Source organism: Alkalihalobacillus sp. BA299 (assembly GCF_017745675.1).
GTDB lineage: Bacteria > Bacillota > Bacilli > Bacillales > Bacillaceae_F > Alkalihalobacterium.
In genome coordinates, this window is the sequence record NZ_JAFLJM010000004.1 from 68,603 (window position 1) to 90,406 (window position 21,804).

The 21,804-nt window shown below is 35.6% G+C and carries 23 protein-coding genes; 10 read left to right on the forward strand and 13 right to left on the reverse strand.

All coding sequences use genetic code 11. The annotated features are described in order from the left end of the window. Positions 1-41 precede the first annotated feature (41 nt). Positions 42-830, forward strand: a complete 789-nt coding sequence (locus tag J0N78_RS06405) for an HAD family hydrolase (protein WP_209122207.1) — start codon at positions 42-44, stop codon at positions 828-830. Positions 831-945: 115 nt separating this feature from the next. On the opposite strand, the gene ku is transcribed toward J0N78_RS06405, so the two are convergent. Next, positions 946-1,770, reverse strand: a complete 825-nt coding sequence (ku, locus tag J0N78_RS06410) for a non-homologous end joining protein Ku (protein ID WP_209122208.1) — start codon at positions 1,768-1,770, stop codon at positions 946-948. Positions 1,771-1,957: 187 nt separating this feature from the next. Beyond that, on the reverse strand, positions 1,958-2,047 hold the full coding sequence (locus J0N78_RS06415) for a YjcZ family sporulation protein (RefSeq protein ID WP_209122209.1): 90 nt from the start codon (positions 2,045-2,047) through the stop codon (positions 1,958-1,960). A 229-nt stretch (positions 2,048-2,276) separates the two neighbouring features. Between J0N78_RS06415 and J0N78_RS06420 the strand changes: the two genes are divergently transcribed. Together J0N78_RS06420 and J0N78_RS06425 are read left to right on the forward strand one after the other, a co-directional pair. Then, a complete protein-coding gene (locus J0N78_RS06420) occupies positions 2,277-4,094 on the forward strand; it encodes a DNA ligase D (RefSeq protein WP_209122210.1) in 1,818 nt (605 codons plus the stop codon). Between the two features lie 136 nt (positions 4,095-4,230). After that, positions 4,231-5,049, forward strand: coding sequence for a squalene/phytoene synthase family protein (locus J0N78_RS06425; protein WP_209122211.1), 819 nt, complete (start codon positions 4,231-4,233; stop codon positions 5,047-5,049). Positions 5,050-5,164: 115 nt separating this feature from the next. Here the strand turns inward: J0N78_RS06425 and megL are convergent, their stop codons facing one another. Beyond that, the gene (gene megL / locus J0N78_RS06430; protein ID WP_247747170.1) at positions 5,165-6,343 is read right to left on the reverse strand and encodes a methionine gamma-lyase; all 1,179 of its coding nucleotides are present in this window, start codon (positions 6,341-6,343) and stop codon (positions 5,165-5,167) included. A gap of 174 nt (positions 6,344-6,517) precedes the next feature. Here megL and J0N78_RS06435 point away from each other — a divergent pair, with 174 nt between their 5' ends. Then, on the forward strand, positions 6,518-6,757 hold the full coding sequence (locus J0N78_RS06435; protein ID WP_209122212.1) for a DNA alkylation repair protein: 240 nt from the start codon (positions 6,518-6,520) through the stop codon (positions 6,755-6,757). Between the two features lie 159 nt (positions 6,758-6,916). Then, positions 6,917-8,149 (forward strand): aminopeptidase, encoded by a 1,233-nt coding sequence (locus tag J0N78_RS06440; protein WP_209122213.1) that lies wholly within the window; start codon positions 6,917-6,919, stop codon positions 8,147-8,149. Between the two features lie 718 nt (positions 8,150-8,867). Here J0N78_RS06440 and J0N78_RS06450 read toward each other — a convergent pair. The 5 genes from J0N78_RS06450 to J0N78_RS06465 all read right to left on the reverse strand — a co-directional run bounded on the left by J0N78_RS06450 (position 8,868) and on the right by J0N78_RS06465 (position 12,934). Continuing rightward, positions 8,868-9,128, reverse strand: coding sequence for a DUF2535 family protein (locus J0N78_RS06450; RefSeq protein ID WP_209122214.1), 261 nt, complete (start codon positions 9,126-9,128; stop codon positions 8,868-8,870). Positions 9,129-9,220: 92 nt separating this feature from the next. Then, positions 9,221-10,132, reverse strand: coding sequence for an aldo/keto reductase (locus tag J0N78_RS06455; protein ID WP_209122215.1), 912 nt, complete (start codon positions 10,130-10,132; stop codon positions 9,221-9,223). A 166-nt stretch (positions 10,133-10,298) separates the two neighbouring features. Next, entirely contained in the window at positions 10,299-11,504 is a 1,206-nt protein-coding gene (locus J0N78_RS06460; RefSeq protein ID WP_209122216.1) for an alpha/beta hydrolase, read from the reverse strand. Positions 11,505-12,048: 544 nt separating this feature from the next. After that, positions 12,049-12,180, reverse strand: a complete 132-nt coding sequence (locus J0N78_RS26120; RefSeq protein ID WP_280637182.1) for a hypothetical protein — start codon at positions 12,178-12,180, stop codon at positions 12,049-12,051. 91 nt (positions 12,181-12,271) lie between these two features. Continuing rightward, on the reverse strand, positions 12,272-12,934 hold the full coding sequence (locus tag J0N78_RS06465; protein WP_209122217.1) for an SIMPL domain-containing protein: 663 nt from the start codon (positions 12,932-12,934) through the stop codon (positions 12,272-12,274). 274 nt (positions 12,935-13,208) lie between these two features. On the opposite strand from J0N78_RS06465, the gene J0N78_RS26125 reads away from it, so the two are divergent. Next, the gene (locus J0N78_RS26125) at positions 13,209-13,340 is read left to right on the forward strand and encodes a hypothetical protein (RefSeq protein WP_280637183.1); all 132 of its coding nucleotides are present in this window, start codon (positions 13,209-13,211) and stop codon (positions 13,338-13,340) included. 255 nt (positions 13,341-13,595) lie between these two features. Here the strand turns inward: J0N78_RS26125 and J0N78_RS06470 are convergent, their stop codons facing one another. Continuing rightward, positions 13,596-13,892 (reverse strand): HesB/YadR/YfhF family protein, encoded by a 297-nt coding sequence (locus J0N78_RS06470; RefSeq protein ID WP_374193882.1) that lies wholly within the window; start codon positions 13,890-13,892, stop codon positions 13,596-13,598. 166 nt (positions 13,893-14,058) lie between these two features. Between J0N78_RS06470 and J0N78_RS06475 the strand changes: the two genes are divergently transcribed. From J0N78_RS06475 to J0N78_RS06490, 4 genes are all read left to right on the forward strand, one after another. Continuing rightward, a complete protein-coding gene (locus tag J0N78_RS06475; protein ID WP_209122219.1) occupies positions 14,059-14,577 on the forward strand; it encodes a ribonuclease H-like YkuK family protein in 519 nt (172 codons plus the stop codon). Positions 14,578-14,989: 412 nt separating this feature from the next. Further along, complete coding sequence (locus J0N78_RS06480; protein WP_209122220.1) at positions 14,990-16,390, forward strand: sigma-54 interaction domain-containing protein; 1,401 nt, start codon at positions 14,990-14,992, stop codon at positions 16,388-16,390. Positions 16,391-16,504: 114 nt separating this feature from the next. Beyond that, entirely contained in the window at positions 16,505-17,932 is a 1,428-nt protein-coding gene (kamA, locus tag J0N78_RS06485) for a lysine 2,3-aminomutase (RefSeq protein WP_209122221.1), read from the forward strand. Between the two features lie 7 nt (positions 17,933-17,939). After that, positions 17,940-18,212 carry a YokU family protein gene (locus J0N78_RS06490; protein ID WP_209122460.1) on the forward strand — a complete coding sequence of 91 codons (273 nt, stop codon included), beginning with the start codon at positions 17,940-17,942 and terminating at the stop codon, positions 18,210-18,212. 120 nt (positions 18,213-18,332) lie between these two features. On the opposite strand, the gene ablB is transcribed toward J0N78_RS06490, so the two are convergent. From ablB to J0N78_RS06510, 4 genes are read right to left on the reverse strand one after another with little or no spacing between them, the layout of a single operon-like run. Continuing rightward, complete coding sequence (gene ablB, locus J0N78_RS06495) at positions 18,333-19,139, reverse strand: putative beta-lysine N-acetyltransferase (RefSeq protein ID WP_209122222.1); 807 nt, start codon at positions 19,137-19,139, stop codon at positions 18,333-18,335. Between the two features lie 50 nt (positions 19,140-19,189). Next, positions 19,190-20,455 carry a peptidase gene (locus tag J0N78_RS06500; RefSeq protein WP_209122223.1) on the reverse strand — a complete coding sequence of 422 codons (1,266 nt, stop codon included), beginning with the start codon at positions 20,453-20,455 and terminating at the stop codon, positions 19,190-19,192. Between the two features lie 17 nt (positions 20,456-20,472). Then, entirely contained in the window at positions 20,473-21,135 is a 663-nt protein-coding gene (locus tag J0N78_RS06505) for a 3-oxoacid CoA-transferase subunit B (protein WP_209122224.1), read from the reverse strand. Continuing rightward, positions 21,120-21,803 (reverse strand): CoA transferase subunit A, encoded by a 684-nt coding sequence (locus J0N78_RS06510; protein ID WP_209122225.1) that lies wholly within the window; start codon positions 21,801-21,803, stop codon positions 21,120-21,122. Before J0N78_RS06510 ends, J0N78_RS06505 begins: the two co-directional genes overlap by 16 nt. Between the last annotated feature and the right edge of the window lies 1 nt (position 21,804).

The window sequence follows — 21,804 nt, forward strand, 5'->3', positions numbered from 1 at the left end:
ATCTATGTATATTAATATTCTAAAGGAGTGGAGAGATAAAAATGGTAAAAGCAGTAATTTTCGACTTAGATGACACATTATTATGGGATAAAAAAAGTGTCGCAGAATCTTTTAAGGCTACATGCCAAGTTGCAGTAGATAAATACGGTGTAGACATAGAGCAATTTGAAGAAGCGGTAAGAGAAGCTGCGCGTCAATTATATAGCAGTTATGAAACTTATGAATTTACAAAAATGATTGGTATCAATCCTTTTGAAGGATTATGGGGAAACTTTGGGGATAAAATTAACGTAAACTTCCGTAAGATGAAGGAAATTGTTCCTCAATACCGTACCGATGCTTGGGTAGAAGGATTAAAGACAATTGGAATTGACGATTCTGCCTTCGGTGCTGAGCTCGGTGAATTATTTGCTAAAAATAGAAGAACGTTACCTTTCGTATACGAAGATACGTTCACTTTATTAGAGGAATTAAAAAAAGACTACCAGCTGCTACTCCTAACAAACGGTTCGCCGGAATTGCAAAATGAAAAATTAGATATGACACCTGAATTAGTCCCTTATTTTGATCATATTGTCATATCTGGCGCATTTGGGCGAGGAAAACCGGATCCAGCAATTTTTAAGCATTGTTTATATTTAACAGATTTAACAAAAGAAGAAGCTGTTATGGTCGGTGATAACTTACACACTGATATTATTGGCTCTAACCAAATTGGGATGAGAAATGTATGGATTAATCGTGATGGAAAAGACATTGTTGACGATATTTACCCAACCTATACGATTAAAGAATTATCGGAGCTACCTCGATTATTGAAAGAGATTTAACTTTTCCTTAGGATTCATACTTCACTTGAACTGACCCCCAATTGTTAGACACGAAATCTAACAATTGGGGGTCGCTTCACATCCATATATGATATGGTTAATAAAACATGTTACTTTATGCATTCTTTTTTGCTTTTGCAGCTTTCTTTTTCGGCGCCGGTTTCTTTTTCGTCTTATCAATGGAAGCTTGCAATGCAGCCATAAGATCTGTTACATTACCGGTGGTCGCTTTTTTGTCTGCAGCAGTAACAATTTGCTCATCACCCTTCTTCTGTTCAATTAATTCCATCAATGCATTCCGATACTCATCATGATATTTTTCAGGATCAAATTCAGTTGTTAGTTGGTCAATGAGCATTTTAGCCGTATCTAACTCCTTTTTCGTGACATCATCACTATTTGGAACATTTGGAACATCAGCAACATTTCGAACTTCATCAGGGAAATGGATCGTTTCCATAACAAGTGTATTTTTATAAACTCGAACAACAGCTAAATGTTCTTTTGATCGGATAATAATTTTGGCTACACCAATTTTGCCTGAGTCTTCTAATGCTTTACGTAATAACGTGTAAGCTTTTGTTCCACCTTCACTCGGTGCGATAAAATAGCTCCGTTCAAAATAAATCGGATCGATTTCCTCTAATTTAACAAAATCAATGATTTCGACCGCTTTATCTTCATTTTCCTTTCTTAACTTTTCAAGTTCTTCATCATCGAGAATAACAAACTTATTTTTTGCATACTCATAAGCTTTTACAATTTCATCATTTCCCACTTCTTTTTCGCACACAGGACAGGTTTTTTCATATTTTAAAGGTGATTTACATTCAGCGTGTAGATTTCTTAATTTAATATCTTTATTTTCGGTTGCCGCATGGAGCTTAATTGGGATATTAACTAACCCGAAGCTAATGCTACCTCGCCAAACTGTATGCATTTTTTAGCCCCTTCTTTCTGTACTATTTTATTTTAGTATTTGGTGCATGGAGATATTTATGTAAAAAGCAACGGGTAAAAGTTTTTTACTAAGTTATCATTAAAAGCGGAATGAGTATTTTTATCCCTCAATACTTAATCATCCAACTGTTCAAGGGACGATTCTAAATTGAATCGTCCCTTTTGTATTAATACGGTAACCAAGCAGCTCCTACGATAACTAAAAGAATGAACAATACTACAATTAACGCAAAGCCTGTTCCATAACCTTTAGACATGACGCTATTCACTCCTTCACACTTAAATTTTTTGTGAAGCTTCACAATATAATTTATGCATTGCATTGTGATGGTGTACGAAATGAATAACTAAAAAGTTAATGATAAGCTTCCTTCCACTAAATCTATAAATGTGTTTTTAAAGACGGTACCAATAAAGTGTAGCGTTAACACACTGTTTATATGGTTAAACTAAATTTTAAATCACCATTTAGAAAGGATAATATAGATGAAAAAGCCAATGAGTCCAACTTTATCATTTGATCCACCAACAGGGTCAATGTGGAAATATGAAATTAAGTACGATGGTTATCGTTGTCTCCTAAAATGGAGTACAACGGAGTTTTCCCTTATTAGTAAAAATGGGCGAATATTAAATGATCATTTCCCTGAACTCATTGCAGCGGGCGAAACGATTCGATCTTCCATTGATAAGCTTCTCCCCATAGTACTAGATGGTGAAATCGTCGTTCTTGAAAATGACTATAAAGCTGACTTTGAAGCTATTCAGAGACGAGGAAGATTACGAAATGAAGAAACCATCCAAAAAGAAGCAACAAAAAAACCAGTTACATTCTGTGTCTTTGATTTACTACAATCGAAGGGGAAATGCTTAAAGAATGAAAGATATGTTACTCGAAAAAAACAATTATTGAGTTTTTTTGAGAAAGCTCAATTGAATAAAGCACGAGCACCTTTCAAATATATTCCTTCCTTCAATTCGTTTGCTACCATTTGGGAACAAGTTGTTCAACATGATAGTGAAGGTGTAATTGCTAAACTCGACAGTAGTAAATGGGAAAATGGAAGAACACGAAATTGGTTAAAAATTAAAAACTATAAACATATCTGTTGCTTCATAACATCTTACGAAAAAGAGAATGGCTATTTTCATGTCGGCTTGTGGGATGAAAAACAGGTTCTGCCGATCGGCTTGTTTAAACACGGCCTAACTAGTGAAGAAGAACGAGCGTTGATTGAAACGATTAGAAAAAATAAATTAAATGAAGATAAGCAAATTGTTTTTGTAACTCCAGGCATTTGTATTGAAATTAAGTATTTACAAATTTATAAAAATCAATTAAGAGAACCGTTTTTTGAAAAATTTCGTTTTGATATATCTTATGAGGAATGTACACTTGACCAAATCGTACAAAAACCAAAAACCTTTCAGGAAGTTGAAATAACAAACCCTGATAAAATATATTGGAAATCATTATCCATAACAAAAAATGATTATATCGAATTTATCAAGAAAGTGTCTCCATACTTTTTTCCTTTTTTACAAGATCGACACCTTACAGTTGTTCGTTATCCAAATGGTATTGATAGCGAAGCTTTCTTTCAAAAGAATATTCCGGATTATGCTCCATCTTTCGTGGAGACGTCCGAGCATGAAGGTATTACCTACATTGTCTGCCAATCATTCGAAACTTTACTTTGGCTAGCTAATCAAGGGGCAATTGAGTTCCACATCCCCTTTCAAACCATTCACTCGAATAAACCGAGAGAAATCGTTTTTGACCTGGATCCATACTCTGTTGCTGAATTCCACGTAGCTGTCAAAGGCGCATTAATGATTAAAGAAATTTGTGATCAACTCGGGCTGCTACCATTTATAAAAACATCAGGAGGCAAAGGAATTCAAGTTCATTTACCTTTACAAGAAGGAAAATATACGTATTCAGAAACAAGGGTATTTACTTCATTTGTTGCAGAGTATCTCATTTCTAAAGAGCCTAACTTATTTACAGTTGAACGGCTAAAAAAAAATCGTGGCAAACGATTATATGTTGACTATGTACAGCATGCAGAAGGCAAAACTATTATTGCGCCTTATTCTGCAAGAGGGCGAAAGGAAGCAACTGTGGCTACTCCTCTATTTTGGGAAGAAGTAAATGAACAGTTATCACCAGCAAACTTTACAATTAACTCGATCATTGAGAGATTAAATCAAAAGGGGTGTCCGTTTAAAGATTATTTTGAAGTCAATCAACCTCTAGACCAGGTGATGGACTTTTTAAAAAACAAAAATAAAAGCCAATGAATGATTTTTATTTTTGTGTGGCCTGTTTTTTATGTTAATGAAATATATAGTGTAGAATATACGGATATTCTGGTAAATCGGTGACATTTCATTTAAACTTCTATTTATATAGCAAATTGAAAGGATGGTCCATTTAATGAATGAAACGGAGAAGCTACACAAAAGAGCAAGGAACATGTTGATGGAAACAAGCCGAACATTTTTTATTCCCATTAGCAAATTACCAGGTGAGTTAGAAGAAGCTGTTATGTCAGCATACCTTTGCATGAGAGCAATTGACGAGATTGAGGACAACTCACAACTTCCATCAGAAGCAAAAATTAATTTATTAAATTCCCTCAGCAATATCATGAAAAGTACTTTTAATGAAGCTGATATTACAGCTCTTTTTGCACCATATAAGGATTCTCTACCTGAAGTCACCTTACAGTTGAACGACTGGATAAAACTTAGCCCGCATTCTGCTACACCATCGATTTTAAATTCAACATCAAAAATGGCTGAAGGTATGGGAAAATGGGTTGAAAAAAATTGGAATATTGAAAGTACAGAGGACTTGGATCAATACACATTTTATGTTGCAGGTTTGGTAGGGGTTCTTCTTTCTGATCTTTGGAAGTGGTATGACGGTATTGAATGTGACCCATCTCTTGCTATTGGGTTCGGGCGTGGATTACAAGCTGTAAATATTATCCGAAATCGTGAAGAAGACTTGGCAAGAGGAGTAGATTTTTTCCCTAATGGATGGAAGATGACTGATATGTTTACATATGCTAGGACTAACTTAGAATTAGGAGATCTATATTCTAAAAATTTAAAAGTAGGTCCAATTTATAATTTTTGTAAAATCCCACTTGCTCTTGCCTTTGCTACACTAGACGCCATTGAAGCAGGGGAGAAAAAGCTCACCCGGAATTCTGTGATCGAAATTGTGAATGAAGTAGTTGTGGAGTAATATTAATATTACTGTAGAATTATAAAGTAGGAGCTTGAAATTAAGAAAAAAAATAACTACGCTACTAATGAAAACCCAAGTGAATATAATGCACTTGGGTTTTTTCTCGTTGAGATTAAATTTTCTCTAATGCTTGCTCGATGTCAGCCCAGATGTCTTCCCAGGCTTCTAAGCCAACCGATAAACGGAGTAATTCTGGGGCGATTCCCATCTGTGTTCGTTTTTCTTCAGGTACAACGGCATGCGTCATCGTCGCAGGGTGTTGGATAAGAGTTTCGGCATCACCGAGACTGACGGCAATTTTAATTAACTTCAATTCATTCATAAAGTGTTGAGCAGTTTCTTTACCACCTTCCACTTGAAAGCTGATCATTCCCCCAGCCTGTTTCATTTGCTTTTTTACAATATCCACTTGTGAGAAACGATCATCTCCTGGGAAGATCATTTCTTTGATTTTTGGGTGAGTTGTCATTTTATTTGCTATTTGAATAGCATTTGTACAATGACGATCCATCCTGATCGGAAGCGTTTTTAACCCTCGAATGAGCAACCACGCATCAAATGGACTAATTATCCCACCAATATCCTTTTGCGTTGTCATCCGAACCTCATTGACAAATTCTTGGCTTCCAACCAATAACCCAGCAACAACATCTCCATGTCCACTAATATACTTAGTTGCACTGTGAACGACGATATCTGCACCAAAAAAAAGTGGTTGTTGTAAGTAAGGAGTAGCAAACGTATTATCAACCACAACCTTTGTACCTACTTCATTACCTATCTTACTAACTAACTGAAGATCTACTAATTTCATTGTCGGATTAATTGGCGTTTCTACATAGATCACTTTCGTTTCTGGACGAATGTAAGAACGAATATGGTCTTCCTTATCCATTGCAATTAAATCATAGTCAACATTAAAACGATATTTTAACAATTCTAATAAACCGTAGGTACAACCATATACTCCTTCAGAAACAAGAATATGGTCACCCGAGCGAACGAGGGCAAATATTGTTGCAGAAATAGCAGCCATTCCTGAACTAAATGCTAGCCCTGCTTCTCCTCCCTCTAACTCAGCAATCCGTTCTTCTAAGACCGTGACAGTCGGATTTCCTAACCTTGAATAAATGTATCCTGCTTCTTCCCCGGCAAAACGTCGTTCTCCTTGCTCTGCAGATTCCATTGTAAATGTTGAAGATTGAAAAAGTGGAGGTGTTAAACTCCCTTCATAAGCATTACTTTCATAACCTTTGTGAATGACCTCTGTTTCTAATCTGAAGTTTTTCAAAAAAATCACCCTTCTCCGATTATTTCTCTTTCTCTCCTCTTATATTATTCTATGGGCGTATGAAATGATCAATGAAAACGCTTGCAAATTTAAAGGCACGCCCTCTCTGATTCATATATAGTAAATATTCGTACAATAAAATGGAAACACTATTAGAAGGAGGTGCTACTAATTATGGCGGAACCATATTTATGTCCTAATTGTAAAACAAATCGATCACGCTTTAACCGCATTGAACAACAAGCACAGGCTGTAAAATTAAATCCACAAACAGGTGAGATAATCGAACAATATACAAATGAACAACTTGAGCCTTTTCATCTGCCTTATCGTGGACCTTCACTAAAAGTACAGTGTGGAACATGTGGTCTTATTGAGGATGAACGAATGTTTATCCAGTATGGCAAGAAATAATAATTCACATAACTATTTTTATTATTAGAGGGCTATAACCCTCTTTTTTTATGAATAATACGTTATTTAATGATTTGTAAATCTTTTTCTTTTTTCAAATCGGTAAAGAACTGTTAAAATACTCTTATAATAGAAATTATACATAATCGGAGGGTATATATGGAAAATATACAAACAAAACTAGAAAAATACGCTGAATTGGCTGTAAAAGTCGGTGTGAATATCCAAAAAAATCAAACATTAGTCATTAATGCTCCACTTGCTGCCGTAGATTTTGTCCGAATAGTAGCACTAAAAGCTTACGAAAATGGGGCTAAAAATGTACACGTGGAGTGGAACGATGAGGAACTCGCATTAATTAAATATAAAAATGCACCAGATGAAGCCTTTCATGAGTTTCCACTATGGAAAGCAAAAGGTTATGAAGAAATGGCTGAAAATGGCGCCGCTTTCATGAGTATCGTCGCTAATAACCCAGACCTTTTAAAAGGTGTTAATCCAGAACGGATTTCAAATGCAAATAAAGCATCAGGCCAAGCGATGGACACATTCCGCTCGTATGTTCAATCTGACAAAATTAGCTGGACTGTCATTGCCGCATCAGCACCAGGTTGGGCACAAAAAGTATTTTCAAATGAAGCTAAGGATGTTGCCGTTGAAAAGCTTTGGAATGCTATATTTAAAGCAACTCGGGTTGAATTAGAAGATCCTGTATCTGCATGGAAGGAACATTGTGAAAATTTAACGAGCAAAGTAGAATTCTTAAACAATAAGCGTTTTCATAAACTTCATTACACAGCCCCTGGAACAGACTTAACGATTGAACTTCCAGAAAAGCATTTATGGGCTGGTGCTGGAAGTAATAACGAAAAAAATGTTTATTTTGTTGCCAATTTGCCTACCGAGGAAGTTTTTACTGCTGCTAAAAAAGATGGGGTTAATGGTACAGTATCAAGTACAAAACCATTAAATTATGGAGGAACATTAATTCAAAACTTTTCCCTTACATTTAAAGATGGGAAAGTTGTAGAATATTCTGCGGAAGAGGGGTACGAAACTCTAAAACGGCTAGTTGAAACAGATGAAGGTTCTGCATATCTAGGTGAAGTAGCACTAGTACCTCACGATTCACCAATTTCAAATTCAAACATTATTTTCTATAATACTTTATTTGATGAAAATGCATCAAACCATCTTGCCTTAGGTAGCGCCTATGCTTTTAACTTAGAAGGTGGAAAGACAATGTCCAAAGAAGAATTACAAAGAAACGGCTTAAATACAAGTATTACACACGTTGACTTCATGATTGGTTCTGCAGAAATGAATATAGATGGGATTACAGCTGGGGGCGAGCGCGAGCCTCTATTTAGAAATGGAAATTGGGCGTTTTAATAAAAGGCTTTATTTACTTAGCAATCTCCTATCCTATAAGACATAAATAACTTTTAAAACCGAATTAATATACGAGGGGATACGATTAAAAGTAGAATTTAAGTTGTATCCCCTCTCTTCGTTAGGCAAACATATCCCCCAACTTTTGGGCTCATACGCTCAGGAGTCCAAGCCGGCTCCTAAACTAGCTGAACATCACAGTTGTTTACCACTGGAAGTTGTAGAACAGAAGATTTTACCCCATTAATTATAGAGCTTAACTTAGTTACTTCGTTTTCATACCCTTTTGCCTACATGTTTGTGAGCAATGGAGTTGGTTTAATAGTAGAATGTAGGATCAGTTTTTCATCTTTTTTAAGAGATTTGACGGTAGTCATAATTTTTTTTAAAGGATCTTTTTTATTATTTAAATCCTCATGTACATCCAAAATATTTTCTCTTCTTAATAACCTCCTTTTACAATGTTGTTACCTTAAATGTAGAGTTTTTTATGAAATTTTGAAGTGATTTTAATCACCTAATTACGTATTGACAATATTTCGCAACAAATCAACTTCAATATATTTCCTTTTTTGAGCACTGAATGAACCTACAAAAAAAAAGAGCAATGACTACTATTTGTTAGTAGCATAGCTCTTTTTCTCATTGAAGAATTCATTATCATTCATTTTATGTGATTCATTATTGGTTATATTTCAATACAAATTTAATGGTTTATTTAACTAGGAGGAGTTAGTCGATGTAATGTTTTAGTAATACTCTGAGATTTAATTTTATTAAACTCTTTCAATCCACTTTTTTTAATGACAAAACTTGAAAATGAATATGACTCTTTTGGTTTGGCACACTTTTCAATCTCATCAATTAGCAACTGTAAGTAGTAATTAACGACAAAAAGCTCATTGTTTACAATCGGAATATCAACGATTCTATATTTCTGTCCACTCCAATGAAAGAGTTCCAAGTTTTTAGTTGCCATCTATTTACCACCCCAAATTCGTTCTATAAATAGAATAACCTATTTTCTTATTACGAACAACAATATGTATAAAATTTTAATGAAAACTTAATTTACAGATGGGCAGTATACTTTTGTGTTTTCGTTAGTTCTTTTATTTCCTGAACTAATTGTTGTGGTAAGTTATTGAATTGATTATAAGAATTTAAAATATCTGTTAATTGTTCTATTGTTCTTGCTCCTGGTATTGTAGTCGCTACTGTTTGAGCTGATGTTGAAAAACGAAGTGCTAGACTAATTAAAGATGGATTACTCTGAAGTATTTGTTCAATGGAAGGTAATATTTTCTCTAACTCTTCTTTCGAATAATCAAGAAAACCATTATCAATTTTCTTCCTCCAATTTCTAGATAAAACACCTTTTGCTAATGGACCTCTAGCAATCACACTAATTTTATGGGTATCTAAAGTTTCAAATACACTTTCAGGACGACGGTCTAAAAAACTATATTGCATCATCACACTAACTATGTTTGATTTTTCGGCAAACTCGCGAATAACGTTAGGGCGAATCGATGAAATGCCATAATAACGAATACATCCTTCTTTTTTTAGCTCCTCAAAAGCTTCAATTGTTTCTTCAATTGGGTCTTCTATCGTTCCACCGTGAAGTTGATATAAATCAATATAATCGGTTTGGAGTCGGTGTAAACTTTTTTTGACTGCTGACTTTATGTAACTCTTTGAAGGATCCCATCTCCAACCATCTCCGTTTTCATTCCAGCGATTCCCTACTTTTGTTGCTAAAATAACTTCATCTCTTTTTCCTTTTATGGCTTTTCCAACAAGTTGTTCATTTAATCCAAATTCATACAAATCCGCTGTATCTATAAAATTTATACCTTGTTCTATTGCCTTATGAATAATGTCTATTGCATCTTTTTCACTTGAAGCTTTCAACGACATACATCCTAAACCAATTTCCGAGACAAACAATTCACTTGTACCTAATCGTCTTTTTAACATTATAACACCTCTATACCGTTTTCTTTAGTTAAACAAATTTCCAAACTGTAAGCAATAAAAAAGGCTATCATTTCATTTCTGCTAAACAACTAAACGATATATTAAACAACATTAAGAAGTTTAATATATCGTGTAAAATGTTGAAGCTTATGACCTGAATCAGCTTTTATTTTATAATTGTATATTGAGTTGGTAACATTGAAAAAGCTTGTCTACCAATTAAAAAGCCAGCCATAGCATAGGCTTCTAATTGATCTCGAAGTGTTTCTTTTCCGTCCTGAATATCTACCACCTTGACTTTGTACTCTTCTTGCGTAATGTCCTCATGAAATGCAGTTTTCAAATAATGAACTGATCGCTGCAGCCCATGATTACCACGATACATGACTTCATAAAATGAAATAAACCCATGCATCACACCTTTATAACGAATGGTTTCTACAGGAACACCAAATTCATTTAACCTCTTACCATATGCTTCCCCTTCGTCTCGCAGTGGGTCAAATTCAGCGGTAATAATTAAAGTTGGTGGTAAACTCGATAAATCCTCAGCTTCAAGTGGTGAAGTATATGGGCTAGACCACATTTCTTGCTCCGGTGTATATTTATCTCTAGCTAAATACATTACACTCCTTGATAGTAAATAATATCCGCTATCATAAACATTACGGGATGGTAACGCTACATCTTTAAACGTTGTTAACGGATAATAAAGAACTTGTGCAGATAACTTAGGACCACCTACATCTCTAGACATCGTTGCAACAACTGTAGCTATGTTCCCACCTGCACTATCTCCAGCTACAGCAATTTTACTCCTATCACCATTCCATTCATCGGCCATGTCATAGGCCCATAATAGTGCATCATATCCGTCTTCAATTGCGGTTGGAAAAACATGCTTAGGAGCAACACGATAGCCTACCGCAATAACTATACTTTGTGTTCTAGCTGCTAAAGCTCGTACAATATTTTCATGCGTTTCAATACTCCCATATCCTTCTAAAAAAGCACCGCCATGGTAATACATAATAATCGGATAAGGTCCTTCACCTTTTGGTCGATATACTTTCCCTGCTATTGTTGACCCGTCTCGAACCGGGATTTCCACATTTTCTCTTACCATTGTACTTCTGCCACTACTACTTTTTACAAAACTCGGAATTTCTATATCAAGTGGTACTAAATTTTCATTAATGGCATGTAAAATAACAGCTGTCTTGACAGGCAGTTTCCCTTCCTCTTTTGACGCCCATTGCTCTACAGAAATGAAAACAACAATAGCAAATAAGAGGATAAATACAGAAAGTCCAACAATTAAATTTCTGATTATTCTGAAAAATCTAAATATATACAAGTTATTTTTACTCATAAAATCCCCTCATTTCTCTCCCACTAACAAAAAATTCCGAAAACTATTTTAATAAAATTATAACAGATTTTTTGATCATCCGCTCATATTTTTACAAAAAAATTATGTAATTTTACACAATTTTATGCAATTCGATAAAGTGAAACTTCATTAATTGGGGGTTTTCCTTCCCCCCACTTAATGTTAGTTGAACCAATCGGGTTGTTACTGGCGCTTATCTCCCACTTAGCTTTTCTTGTTTCCTCAAAACCATGAAGTGGGAGTCTTAGCGCCAGTTAAACGGGAAAAATTTGACGAATAAAAAAGAACCGTTATCCACGATTCTTTTTTGTAACTGTAGTATTTGTTTTTTTGTTTTGAAATATTAGCATGAAGAGGTAAATTTTTGATTACTTTTATTCACATTAAACGCGTTGTTTTTAGTCTTTATTACTATGTTCGGGTTATTACTGTCGTTTATCTCCCACTTCATCTTTCCTTTGCTCGCAAAAAACTACCGCTAAAATTTAGCGATAGTCTATTCGTCTATTTATCTAAATTAGGATTAATGATGAGAATGAAATGGATCTTTTTCATCTACCTCAGACATTTTCATAAACATTACTGACATAGCGATACTAATCACCATTGCCATTCCGCCAATCCCTAAGATTGCTGCTAATACACCAATGCTCATTCAATTCACCTCTATATCTAATATAATTACGTTTATTACTATATATATAGTAACATATATCTTTGGACTAGTTATGGCGAAAATGTGACAATTAGATGTATGAATAAACTACCGTTACGGATGCACGGATGACTAGATCTTGTGTTGTAATAGGAGGTGTCGCAGCATAAGCTGTCGATAAAACTTTTCCTTCAGCTTGATAAACTGAAACGGGTTGTTCACTTATTTCAGTGACACTAATTGGTGGCTGATTAAGTGTCACACCAATTTGATTGGCAATATGTGATGCCTTTTGTATCCCACTTTGTACTGCGATGGAGAGGGCTTGTAGATAATAGTTAAGTGGGTTAGCAATTTTAAATTGTAACCCTTGAATTACATTCGCCCCTGCTTCTGCACTTGCACCTAACACTTCACCTACTTGAGTGACATCTGTCATCGTAACTTCGAATAAATGCTCGACTTCATAACCCCTAAGAATGCTTTTTCCATCTATATAATCGTACATCGGTCTCACATTATAAGATTTCGTCTCTAGTTTTTCTTGCGGCACCCCGATATTTTCTAGGTTTTGAATGATCTGATTGGCAATACGAGCATTTTTCTGAATCGTTTCACTTGCGCTTTCCCCTTCAGTACGCACCCCTAGTGTAATTTGAATAATATCAGGTGTTGCGGTAACTTCGCCTTCACCAACAACTGTAATACGCTTTCGGCTCTCTTCTAATGCATTACGATTTTGTGGAAAATACATTTTAAATCTCCCCCTGTTATTCCCTAAGAAGACAATTCTTTAAAAATCTTAAGGGTTTAAAACAAAATTTTTAAGCGAAATAGTGACAAGAATATAACTTTTAATTATGCTCTCCCTTGATTATATGGTACAGCATTTATTATTATTGTTTTTTTTTATTACTTTAGAGAAAATCTCTAGATCAATTTATCTAAAAAACACTTTAACAGGTTGAGTGTATTTTTCTGTTTTCTGGTGAAACTACTACACGTAAACGTCTAAAGGAGGTTTCATCATGAAAAAACGTCGCCCTCAAGAAGGAAAAGCGCTGACTAACAATCAAACACCAACTGAATCTATGTTTAATGAGGAAACGTCAAGCGAACTTGTCGACCAGCCAAGACAACAGAAGAAAAAGAAAAAGTAACAGCTCCCATTGAGCTGTTACTTTCCCTTATAATTAATGTTATTCAATCGTTTCTACCATTGCCAAAAATGGTGGGATCACTTCTATTTCACGCGGAGTATGGATCGTTAGGATTATGGATTATGGATTATGGATTGTTCTTTACTCTTTATAAGAATGACACTAACAACAACTTCTTTGGTATAATAATCCTTATACCAAACAGACCTTATAAGAAGTCACTCATTAACCGAGACCGAATAAAAATTCGTTCGATTAAGCATGAACAAATTCAATTTCTTCTTTATTTCTGCTATATTTTATTTTTACAGCTTGACCATCAAAATACCACATGTCCTCTCTCTCTATGAAAAATAATGTCCCTTCTACATTCACTTCAATAGCTGAATCCTTTGGTTCTTCTTTTGCAATTCCTAATGAAAAACCTTGTTGAAAGTTACCACATCCACCATAACGGACAAAGATTCTCATATATTCATTTCCCTCTAAATTAAATTCATCTTTAAACCACTGATACGCAGGCTTTGTAACTTCAATATTCAACTCAAACACTCCTTATATCTCGTGTACTACTCTGTTTCGCTTTTTTAACTATAACACATTTATATTAAACAATCTCGTTTGGAAATTTGAAAACAATAGGAATAGGAAAAGCTTGCCTCATCATAAAGTTTAACACAACTAGTACTAAAATATTAATTTAATAGGAGGAGGTTAGATGGGAATATCTTTTCAAAACCTTTCGAGAAAACATATGACCTTTCAAGATGTATTTCAATATATATGTGCCTTTATTGAAAAAGAACCTGCTTCAACTTATCGATTAATTATTGGGACAGATTCGCAAGTACACTCTCGTTATACACGATTTGTAACAGGAATCGTTATTCGCCGTGAAGGAAAAGGCGCATGGGGCTGCATAAGAAAATTTGATGTTCCAACACGAATCGAATGCCTTCATTCAAAAATATCAATTGAAACATCATTAACTGAGCAAACTGCTCAATTGTTTACTCTCCAGCGAAAAAAGAAACTAATTAATATTATTCTTCCCCACATAAAGGAAGGTAGTTCATTAACAATAGAAGGTCATATTGACGTTGGACAGGGGGAAAGAAATAAAACAAAAGTGTACGTTGAAGAAATGGTGAAACGTATTGAAGAACTTGGTATGAAACCATTGATTAAGCCTCAATCTTTCGTAGCTTCTTCATATGCAAATCGTTATACGAAATAAAGCCTATCAAAATAGGCTCGATTTTATTTTGCCCTCAAGAAACTTTTTTAGCCGTAGTGAATAATATATTGTAACACTACGTAAAAAGGTGATGAAAATGGGAAGAAATAAAAAAGTGATTCAGTACGCCCATTTATTGCACAAGCTTAAAGTAATATCCACCAAACAAAGAGATGATATGATAAAAATTCATTCCAATCATTATCAAACAAAATAGTCCCATTATGAGACTATCAATAAATAACCTGCGACAAATAGCTACAGCCTAACTTAGGTGGTAGCTATTTGATATGAAAAAAAGTGATTGAAGTACATGCTTTTTACAAAACAAACATATATATCATTTATCGAAGTGCCAAATTTCCGGCTCTCCTTTGCCAACTTTTGAGCAATTGTATAAGGAGGAAAAGAAATGACAGTAAGAGGTCCCAAAACCACTCCAGATTTACTGCATGCCGTTTTTGACACGATTGATGAAGGAATTCACGTTGTTGACCTTAATGGATATACCATCTATTACAACAAAGTGGCTGCACAATTAGATGGAGTCGATGCTAGTGAGGTTATTCATAAGCATGTACTCGATGTATTCCCATCCTTAACAAAAGAAACAAGTACATTACTTCAAGTTATCAAACATGGGACACCGATTTATTATCAAAAACAACAATTCGCTAATGTACGTGGAGTACTTATTGATACAATTAACACAACGATGCCTATTTATCAAAACAACAAAATGATTGGTGCTGTTGAAATTTCTAAAAACCTTTCCGAGATCAAAAAACTTTCTGAAAAACTTGTTGAATTACAAGAACAAATCAATAAAAAAGATGTACCTTCCAAAAAAGTTACGTCTAAAAACAGTACAACATTTCATTTCGAAAATATAATAACCAACAATGACAAATTAAAACACTTGAAACAAATGGCTGCTAAAGTGGCTAAAACCACTTCACCCATTTTAATTTATGGAGAAACAGGAACAGGGAAAGAGCTTTTTGTCCAATCCATTCATAACGCTTCTATAAGACAAAAGAGTCCATTCATTGCGCAAAACTGTGCCGCCATCCCTGCTAGCCTTCTTGAAAGTATTTTATTTGGAACGACTAAAGGTAGTTTTACTGGTGCAGTGGAACGTCCTGGATTATTCGAACTTGCACATAATGGTACATTGTTTCTAGATGAAATTAATTCAATGCCGATTGACTTACAAGCAAAACTTCTGCGAGTAATTGAAGATGGAATCGTACGGAGAATTGGGGGAACAAAAGGTATTCAATGTAATGTACGAATAATTACTGCGATGAATGAACACCCAACTCATTGTGTTGAAGCCGCGCGATTACGTCAAGATTTATTTTACCGAATTAGTGTCGTCAGCCTTCATATTCCTCCTTTGCGCGAAAGAAAGGAGGATATTGAGCTACTCAGTACTCACTTTTTAAAAAAGTATAATGAACGTTTCGGTAAAACTGTCAACTCAATCCATAAGAGCGTACAGACCTTATTCCAACAATACAATTGGCCTGGAAATGTACGTGAATTAGAGCATACTATCGAATCTGCAATGAATGTAGTTGAAGCGAATATCATTCTAGAAGAACATCTCCCTAGCCATCTCAGTTACTCGTCACCCCCTGTTAACCGTACCTCCACATCCTTTCGAGATGAGGTTGAAAAATTTGAAAAAAACTTGATTGAAAAGGCTTTTCAGGAAAACAACCAAAACATTCTTCAAACAGCAAAAACGTTAAACATTCCAAGACAAACTCTTCAATATAAAATGAAAAAATATAGGATCACAAAATGACCAATTTTCGGCACTATACCATTTATTTTTCTAACATAATGCCTCCTCCTAACGCTTTTACATTTTGGCATAAAAATTGCAATTAGTAAAAGTAAGAAGCTAGGAGGGATAATCATGAATTTTGATTTATATAAACCAAAAAAACATTGGAAAGATATAGAGTTATGGAAAGATGTGACCGATGAGCAATGGAATGATTGGTTATGGCAGTTAACCAACACAATTCGAACAGTGGATGACTTAAAAAAAATCATTCATCTAACACCTGAAGAAGAAGAAGGAGTAAAGATTTCAACAAAAACTATTCCATTGAATATTACACCATACTATGCTTCACTTATGAACCCAGATGATCCAAGATGCCCGATTCGGATGCAATCAGTACCTATTTCAAAAGAAATCGAAAAGGCCAAATATGACTTAGAAGACCCGTTATCAGAAGACGAGGATTCACCTGTTCCCGGACTTACACATCGTTATCCTGACCGAGTGCTATTTCTTGTTACTAACCAATGTTCGATGTATTGTCGTTATTGTACGCGCCGCAGGTTTTCTGGGCAAATCGGAATGGGGGTACCGAAAAAGCAACTAGATGGTGCCATTGAATATATCCGCAACACCCCACAAGTTCGTGATGTGCTTATTTCAGGTGGTGATGGCCTTCTTGTCAACGATCAAATATTGGAATATATATTAAAAAACTTACGCCAGGTCCCCCATGTCGAAATTATTCGTATCGGAACAAGAGCACCTGTCGTCTTTCCGCAGCGGATTACAGAGAACTTGTGCAATATTTTAAAAAAATATCATCCAGTTTGGTTAAATACACATTTTAATACGTCATTTGAAATAACAGAAGAATCAAAACGAGCTTGTGAAATGCTTGTTAATTCAGGAGTACCCGTAGGAAATCAAGCCGTTATTTTATCTGGAATTAACGACAGCGCTCACATTATGAAAAAGCTAATGCATGACTTAGTCAAAATTCGTGTCCGGCCATATTATATTTACCAATGTGACCTATCGGAAGGAATTGGTCACTTCCGCGCTCCAGTTTCAAAGGGATTAGAAATTATCGAAGCATTACGGGGACATACAAGCGGCTATGCCGTTCCAACATTCGTCGTCGATGCACCTGGTGGCGGTGGAAAAATCGCCTTACAACCGAATTATTTAATTTCACAATCTGCAAACAAAGTAGTACTCAGAAACTTTGAAGGTGTAATAACCACATATCCAGAGCCTGAAAATTATAAACCAGGTAAAGCCGATGATTATTTTGCCGCCCACTATGGAGTAACAGGTAATGAACCCTCGACTGGAATCCACTCTTTAATGAAAGACGAACAAACCGCACTAATACCAGAAGGACTACAGCGTATCGATCGCAGGAAAAATTACGAAAACGATGAAAATCATCAAACCTTAAAAGATCGCCGGCAAAAACGTGATGAAATGAAAGAACGAAAATGGTTAGCAGAACAAACGAAAATCAAACATCAAAATAGCGAGGCCAAAACGACAAAAAAGGAGGGAAACTAAAAGAATGATGAAATGTGAATGGTGTCAATCAAATGATACAGTCCAGACGACAAAACAAGCATATTGGGAATTACCTGATGGATTAAAAGCTATTCAAATTAACGATATTCCGTCGATCTATTGTCACACTTGTGGTATGAATTATATTGAAGAATCACTAGTAGAAGAAATTGAAGACCATCTATTTCTTATTCATACACAAGACCTCCCCTATGCAATTGGCTATGACGACCTCATGAACAAACCACGGACATTAAAGAAAAATTATTTTAAGTTTTAGCTATGCTCAATACTAGTGTTAGGGATGAAAATTATAAAGTTACAATTTGACAAGTAAAAATATTAAGAGGCTGACTCCAATCTGTCGCAAAATGCGACCTTTTGAGTCAGCCTTTTCTTATTATCTCAGTGGTTTGGACCATACACACATATCTTCATATCCGGTACTTATGATGCAATTATTAATCAATTTCCCACCGTACTCATAACCTAATCTTTTAATTGTTACATTCATGCCTGCTGATAAAGCCCGAGTCAAGGAATATGCATAATAAACATTTCTATTTATTAACTCTTGTTCTAACTTCGTAATGATGTGTAAAAGGAACTGTTTGCCTCGATAAGTAGGATCAGTCGCACAATCGGTTATCTCTGCACTCCGATAGTTATTAATCATCGCTGAAGCGGCACTTACAATTTTTCCTCGGTGCTTAATAATAACGAAAAAATAATCATCATTCATGACCTTTTTTACGTAGTCTTCATCAAAGATCTTCGTTGGATATTTTTGAAATACCGTTTGATATAATTGTACCAGTCCTTTAGCATCATGAATATTGGCTATTTGTAGAGCATAATCTTCCTCTAACGGCGGAAGTGTTGGAATATGTTGTATTTGATGAACAGCAGACACGATTTTATGTTGTTCATCTATCTCCTTTGAGGTTTTTCTTTCTTTATTACTAAAATAACTAATGACAAATCCATCGATTCCATTGAAAAAGCCAATAATTTTCCCTTCTATCTCATACCCTTTCTGGATGAAAAATGTGACATATGCCTGAACAACATAAACAATGATTTTCGATGGTCGGTACTGTCGCTTCAACTCTAAAAGCTGTGTTACTTCCTCGTCGTTAACAGTTGGAAAGTACGCAACGATCCGATCATTATACGTATCTACTTCTATATTTATATTGTTTTTCAATTTATCACCTACTTATAGACTCTGTCACTAGAGAGCACCTATTTTTACTATTAATTATTAACGCCACACCAATCTATTAAAGTGAGTGCAATGATTTCAGCAACCTCAAACATTCTATCGAGTTCAATGTACTCATTAGGAAAGTGAGCAATTTCTGTCGTACCCGGTCCAAATACAATAACTGGAATTCCACCTACCTTTTCTAGTAAGCCACCATCAGTCCCCCATGGTGACGCTTCTATTCTCGGCTTTATGTTTTTTACTTGTTGAAACTTTTTCTGCAATATCGCCATCAATGGATGCTCTTCATCGATGGTGCCAGGCACCCATCTCGCACCAAACCAGTCGAGACCTACAGGATATTTCTTAAACCAAGGATCCTGTTCTTCTAAATCCTTTAAACATTGTTTTAGTTCCTCTTGAGCGTGCGACATTGCTTCATCAGGAGCTACACCAATTCTCCCCTCTATAATAACTTCGTCAGCTACAGAAGATGGCCAATCGCCACCTCTTATAACTCCTAGATTAATCGGGATAGGAATGGGCTTATTTTCATAAAGTGGATCTACTATTCTACTATTTCTAACTTTTTCAAGCGCTTGTATTGCACTTATCACAGGTAGGGCTTTTTCAATCGCACTAACTCCTTCATAGCGAGTCCCACCGTGAGCCGAACGACCTTTGATGGTCAGGCGAAACCACATCGAACCTTGTTGTTTCGGGAAAATTTTCATATTTGTTGGCTCAGGAATAATTGCAGCATCCGCTTTATAGCCACGAATAATGGTTTCTAGTGTTCCCGCACCACCACTTTCTTCTTCTATGACACTTTGAAAGATGATATCACCTTTTAATTCAATTCCTAGCTCTTTCAATGCTTGGATGGCTAATAAAAGTGATACCGTTCCACCCTTCATATCTGTTGTTCCACGCCCATACATTTTGCCTTTAATAATTTTGCCACTGTATGGATCATCTGACCATTGAGTCACATCTCCTTCAGGTACAACATCAATATGGCCATTTAAAATAATCGATTTCCCTTTTCCTTTGCCCCGTTTGACAGCCACTACATTGGGACTCTTCAAAAACTGTTTTCTCGTTGAACAAAAATAAGGATGGTTAAATATATCTCCTTCTACTTCCCATTCATCGATCTCTAAATCTAGCTTTTTTAAATGATTAACCATGACTTGCTGTGCTTCATACTCATTTGCTTGCACACTCCGGTTACGGACAAGCTGTTGTAATAACTCAATGCCTATCTCATTATTTTCCTGAATCCATGAATGAACCAATGATTGATAATTTTTCATTTCATCCCCTCCTGACGCTATTGAAAGTTTTCGATATCAGGTGGTATAGTTAGCGCACATCCCGTGTTTCTAACTACTTCGTCAACTGAATAATTCACCATCGTTTCTCTTAAAACTAATTCCGTATCTTTTACTTCAATAACAGCCATATCCGTTATAATTAAATCCACACATCGTTTCGCCGTTAATGGAAACTCACAATTCTTTACGATTTTCGGATTTCCTTTTTTGTCGGTATGACTCATGATGACAACGAGCTTCTTTCCTTTTACAGCTAAATCCATTGCTCCACCCATACCTGGTACTCGTTTTCCTGGTACAATCCAATTGGCCAAATCACCTTTTTCGCTTACTTCTAGACCACCTAAAATCGTCATATCAAGTAATTGTTTACGGACAATTGCAAAAGCGATTGCACTATCGAAATAAACTCCACCTTTACGTAATGTAATCGGAAAGCCACCTGCATTACATAGGTTTTCATCCTCATGTCCTAAAACCGGCTTACGTCCAGCTCCTAATATTCCATTTTCAGCATGAAACATGACATGCCATTCCTCAGGTATATAATCAGCAACGAGGGTAGGAATACCAATTCCTAAGTTTACACACATTCCTGGAGTAATTTCTTTCGCCGCACGTTTTGCCATTCGATGACGATCTTCTACTCCCATGCCCATTTCCAGTTCACCCCTTTACTTTCAATGACGACATCAACAAATACTCCAGGAGTTACAATCGACTCTGGGTCAAGGGCACCTACTGGAACTATCTCTTCAACCTCAGCTATTGTTACATCTCCAGCCATCGCCATCAATGGGTTCATATTTCTGGCGGTTTTATCATAAATTAGATTTCCGATATGATCTGCTTTCTTTGCATAAATGAACGATACTTCAGCCGTTAGAGGCCTTTCAAGATAATAGCACTTGTCATTGATTTGAACGCTATTTTCTTTTGGGTTATTCAATGACTGTAACCCACTTTCAACAAGGATGCCTCCAAGACCTACTCCACCTGCACGCACCCGTTCAGCAAATGTTCCCTGAGGCACAAATTCAATTTCCAGCTTTTTTTCATTCATCATATGCCCTGCTACTGGGTTAGAGCCGATATGGGTTGTTATCATTTTTTTCACTTTTTGACTGCATACTAATCTACCAATTCCAATGTCGGGAAAACCTGCATCATTGCTAATGACCGTTAACGACTCTACTTCGCTATTTAAAATTGTTTCAATAATAGTAGGTGGACTTCCGACCCCACCAAATCCTCCGATCATGACTGTACTTGCACTTTTTACATAGTCGAAAATGCGTTCTTTAGATTGGACTTTGTGAAATGACATA

Bases quoted from the DNA above. Each gene is read 5' to 3' on its own strand.
- J0N78_RS06405 (WP_209122207.1), top strand. From the start codon at position 42: ATGGTAAAAGCAGTAATTTTCGACTTAGATGACACATTATTATGGGAT.
- ku (WP_209122208.1), bottom strand. From the start codon at position 1,770: ATGCATACAGTTTGGCGAGGTAGCATTAGCTTCGGGTTAGTTAATATC.
- J0N78_RS06415 (WP_209122209.1), bottom strand. From the start codon at position 2,047: ATGTCTAAAGGTTATGGAACAGGCTTTGCGTTAATTGTAGTATTGTTC.
- J0N78_RS06420 (WP_209122210.1), top strand. From the start codon at position 2,277: ATGAAAAAGCCAATGAGTCCAACTTTATCATTTGATCCACCAACAGGG.
- J0N78_RS06425 (WP_209122211.1), top strand. From the start codon at position 4,231: ATGAATGAAACGGAGAAGCTACACAAAAGAGCAAGGAACATGTTGATG.
- J0N78_RS06435 (WP_209122212.1), top strand. From the start codon at position 6,518: ATGGCGGAACCATATTTATGTCCTAATTGTAAAACAAATCGATCACGC.
- J0N78_RS06440 (WP_209122213.1), top strand. From the start codon at position 6,917: ATGGAAAATATACAAACAAAACTAGAAAAATACGCTGAATTGGCTGTA.
- J0N78_RS06450 (WP_209122214.1), bottom strand. From the start codon at position 9,128: ATGGCAACTAAAAACTTGGAACTCTTTCATTGGAGTGGACAGAAATAT.
- J0N78_RS06455 (WP_209122215.1), bottom strand. From the start codon at position 10,132: ATGTTAAAAAGACGATTAGGTACAAGTGAATTGTTTGTCTCGGAAATT.
- J0N78_RS06460 (WP_209122216.1), bottom strand. From the start codon at position 11,504: ATGAGTAAAAATAACTTGTATATATTTAGATTTTTCAGAATAATCAGA.
- J0N78_RS26120 (WP_280637182.1), bottom strand. From the start codon at position 12,180: ATGAGCATTGGTGTATTAGCAGCAATCTTAGGGATTGGCGGAATGGCA.
- J0N78_RS06465 (WP_209122217.1), bottom strand. From the start codon at position 12,934: ATGTATTTTCCACAAAATCGTAATGCATTAGAAGAGAGCCGAAAGCGT.
- J0N78_RS26125 (WP_280637183.1), top strand. From the start codon at position 13,209: ATGAAAAAACGTCGCCCTCAAGAAGGAAAAGCGCTGACTAACAATCAA.
- J0N78_RS06475 (WP_209122219.1), top strand. From the start codon at position 14,059: ATGGGAATATCTTTTCAAAACCTTTCGAGAAAACATATGACCTTTCAA.
- J0N78_RS06480 (WP_209122220.1), top strand. From the start codon at position 14,990: ATGACAGTAAGAGGTCCCAAAACCACTCCAGATTTACTGCATGCCGTT.
- kamA (WP_209122221.1), top strand. From the start codon at position 16,505: ATGAATTTTGATTTATATAAACCAAAAAAACATTGGAAAGATATAGAG.
- J0N78_RS06490 (WP_209122460.1), top strand. From the start codon at position 17,940: ATGAAATGTGAATGGTGTCAATCAAATGATACAGTCCAGACGACAAAA.
- J0N78_RS06500 (WP_209122223.1), bottom strand. From the start codon at position 20,455: ATGAAAAATTATCAATCATTGGTTCATTCATGGATTCAGGAAAATAAT.
- J0N78_RS06505 (WP_209122224.1), bottom strand. From the start codon at position 21,135: ATGGGCATGGGAGTAGAAGATCGTCATCGAATGGCAAAACGTGCGGCG.
- J0N78_RS06510 (WP_209122225.1), bottom strand. From the start codon at position 21,803: ATGTCATTTCACAAAGTCCAATCTAAAGAACGCATTTTCGACTATGTA.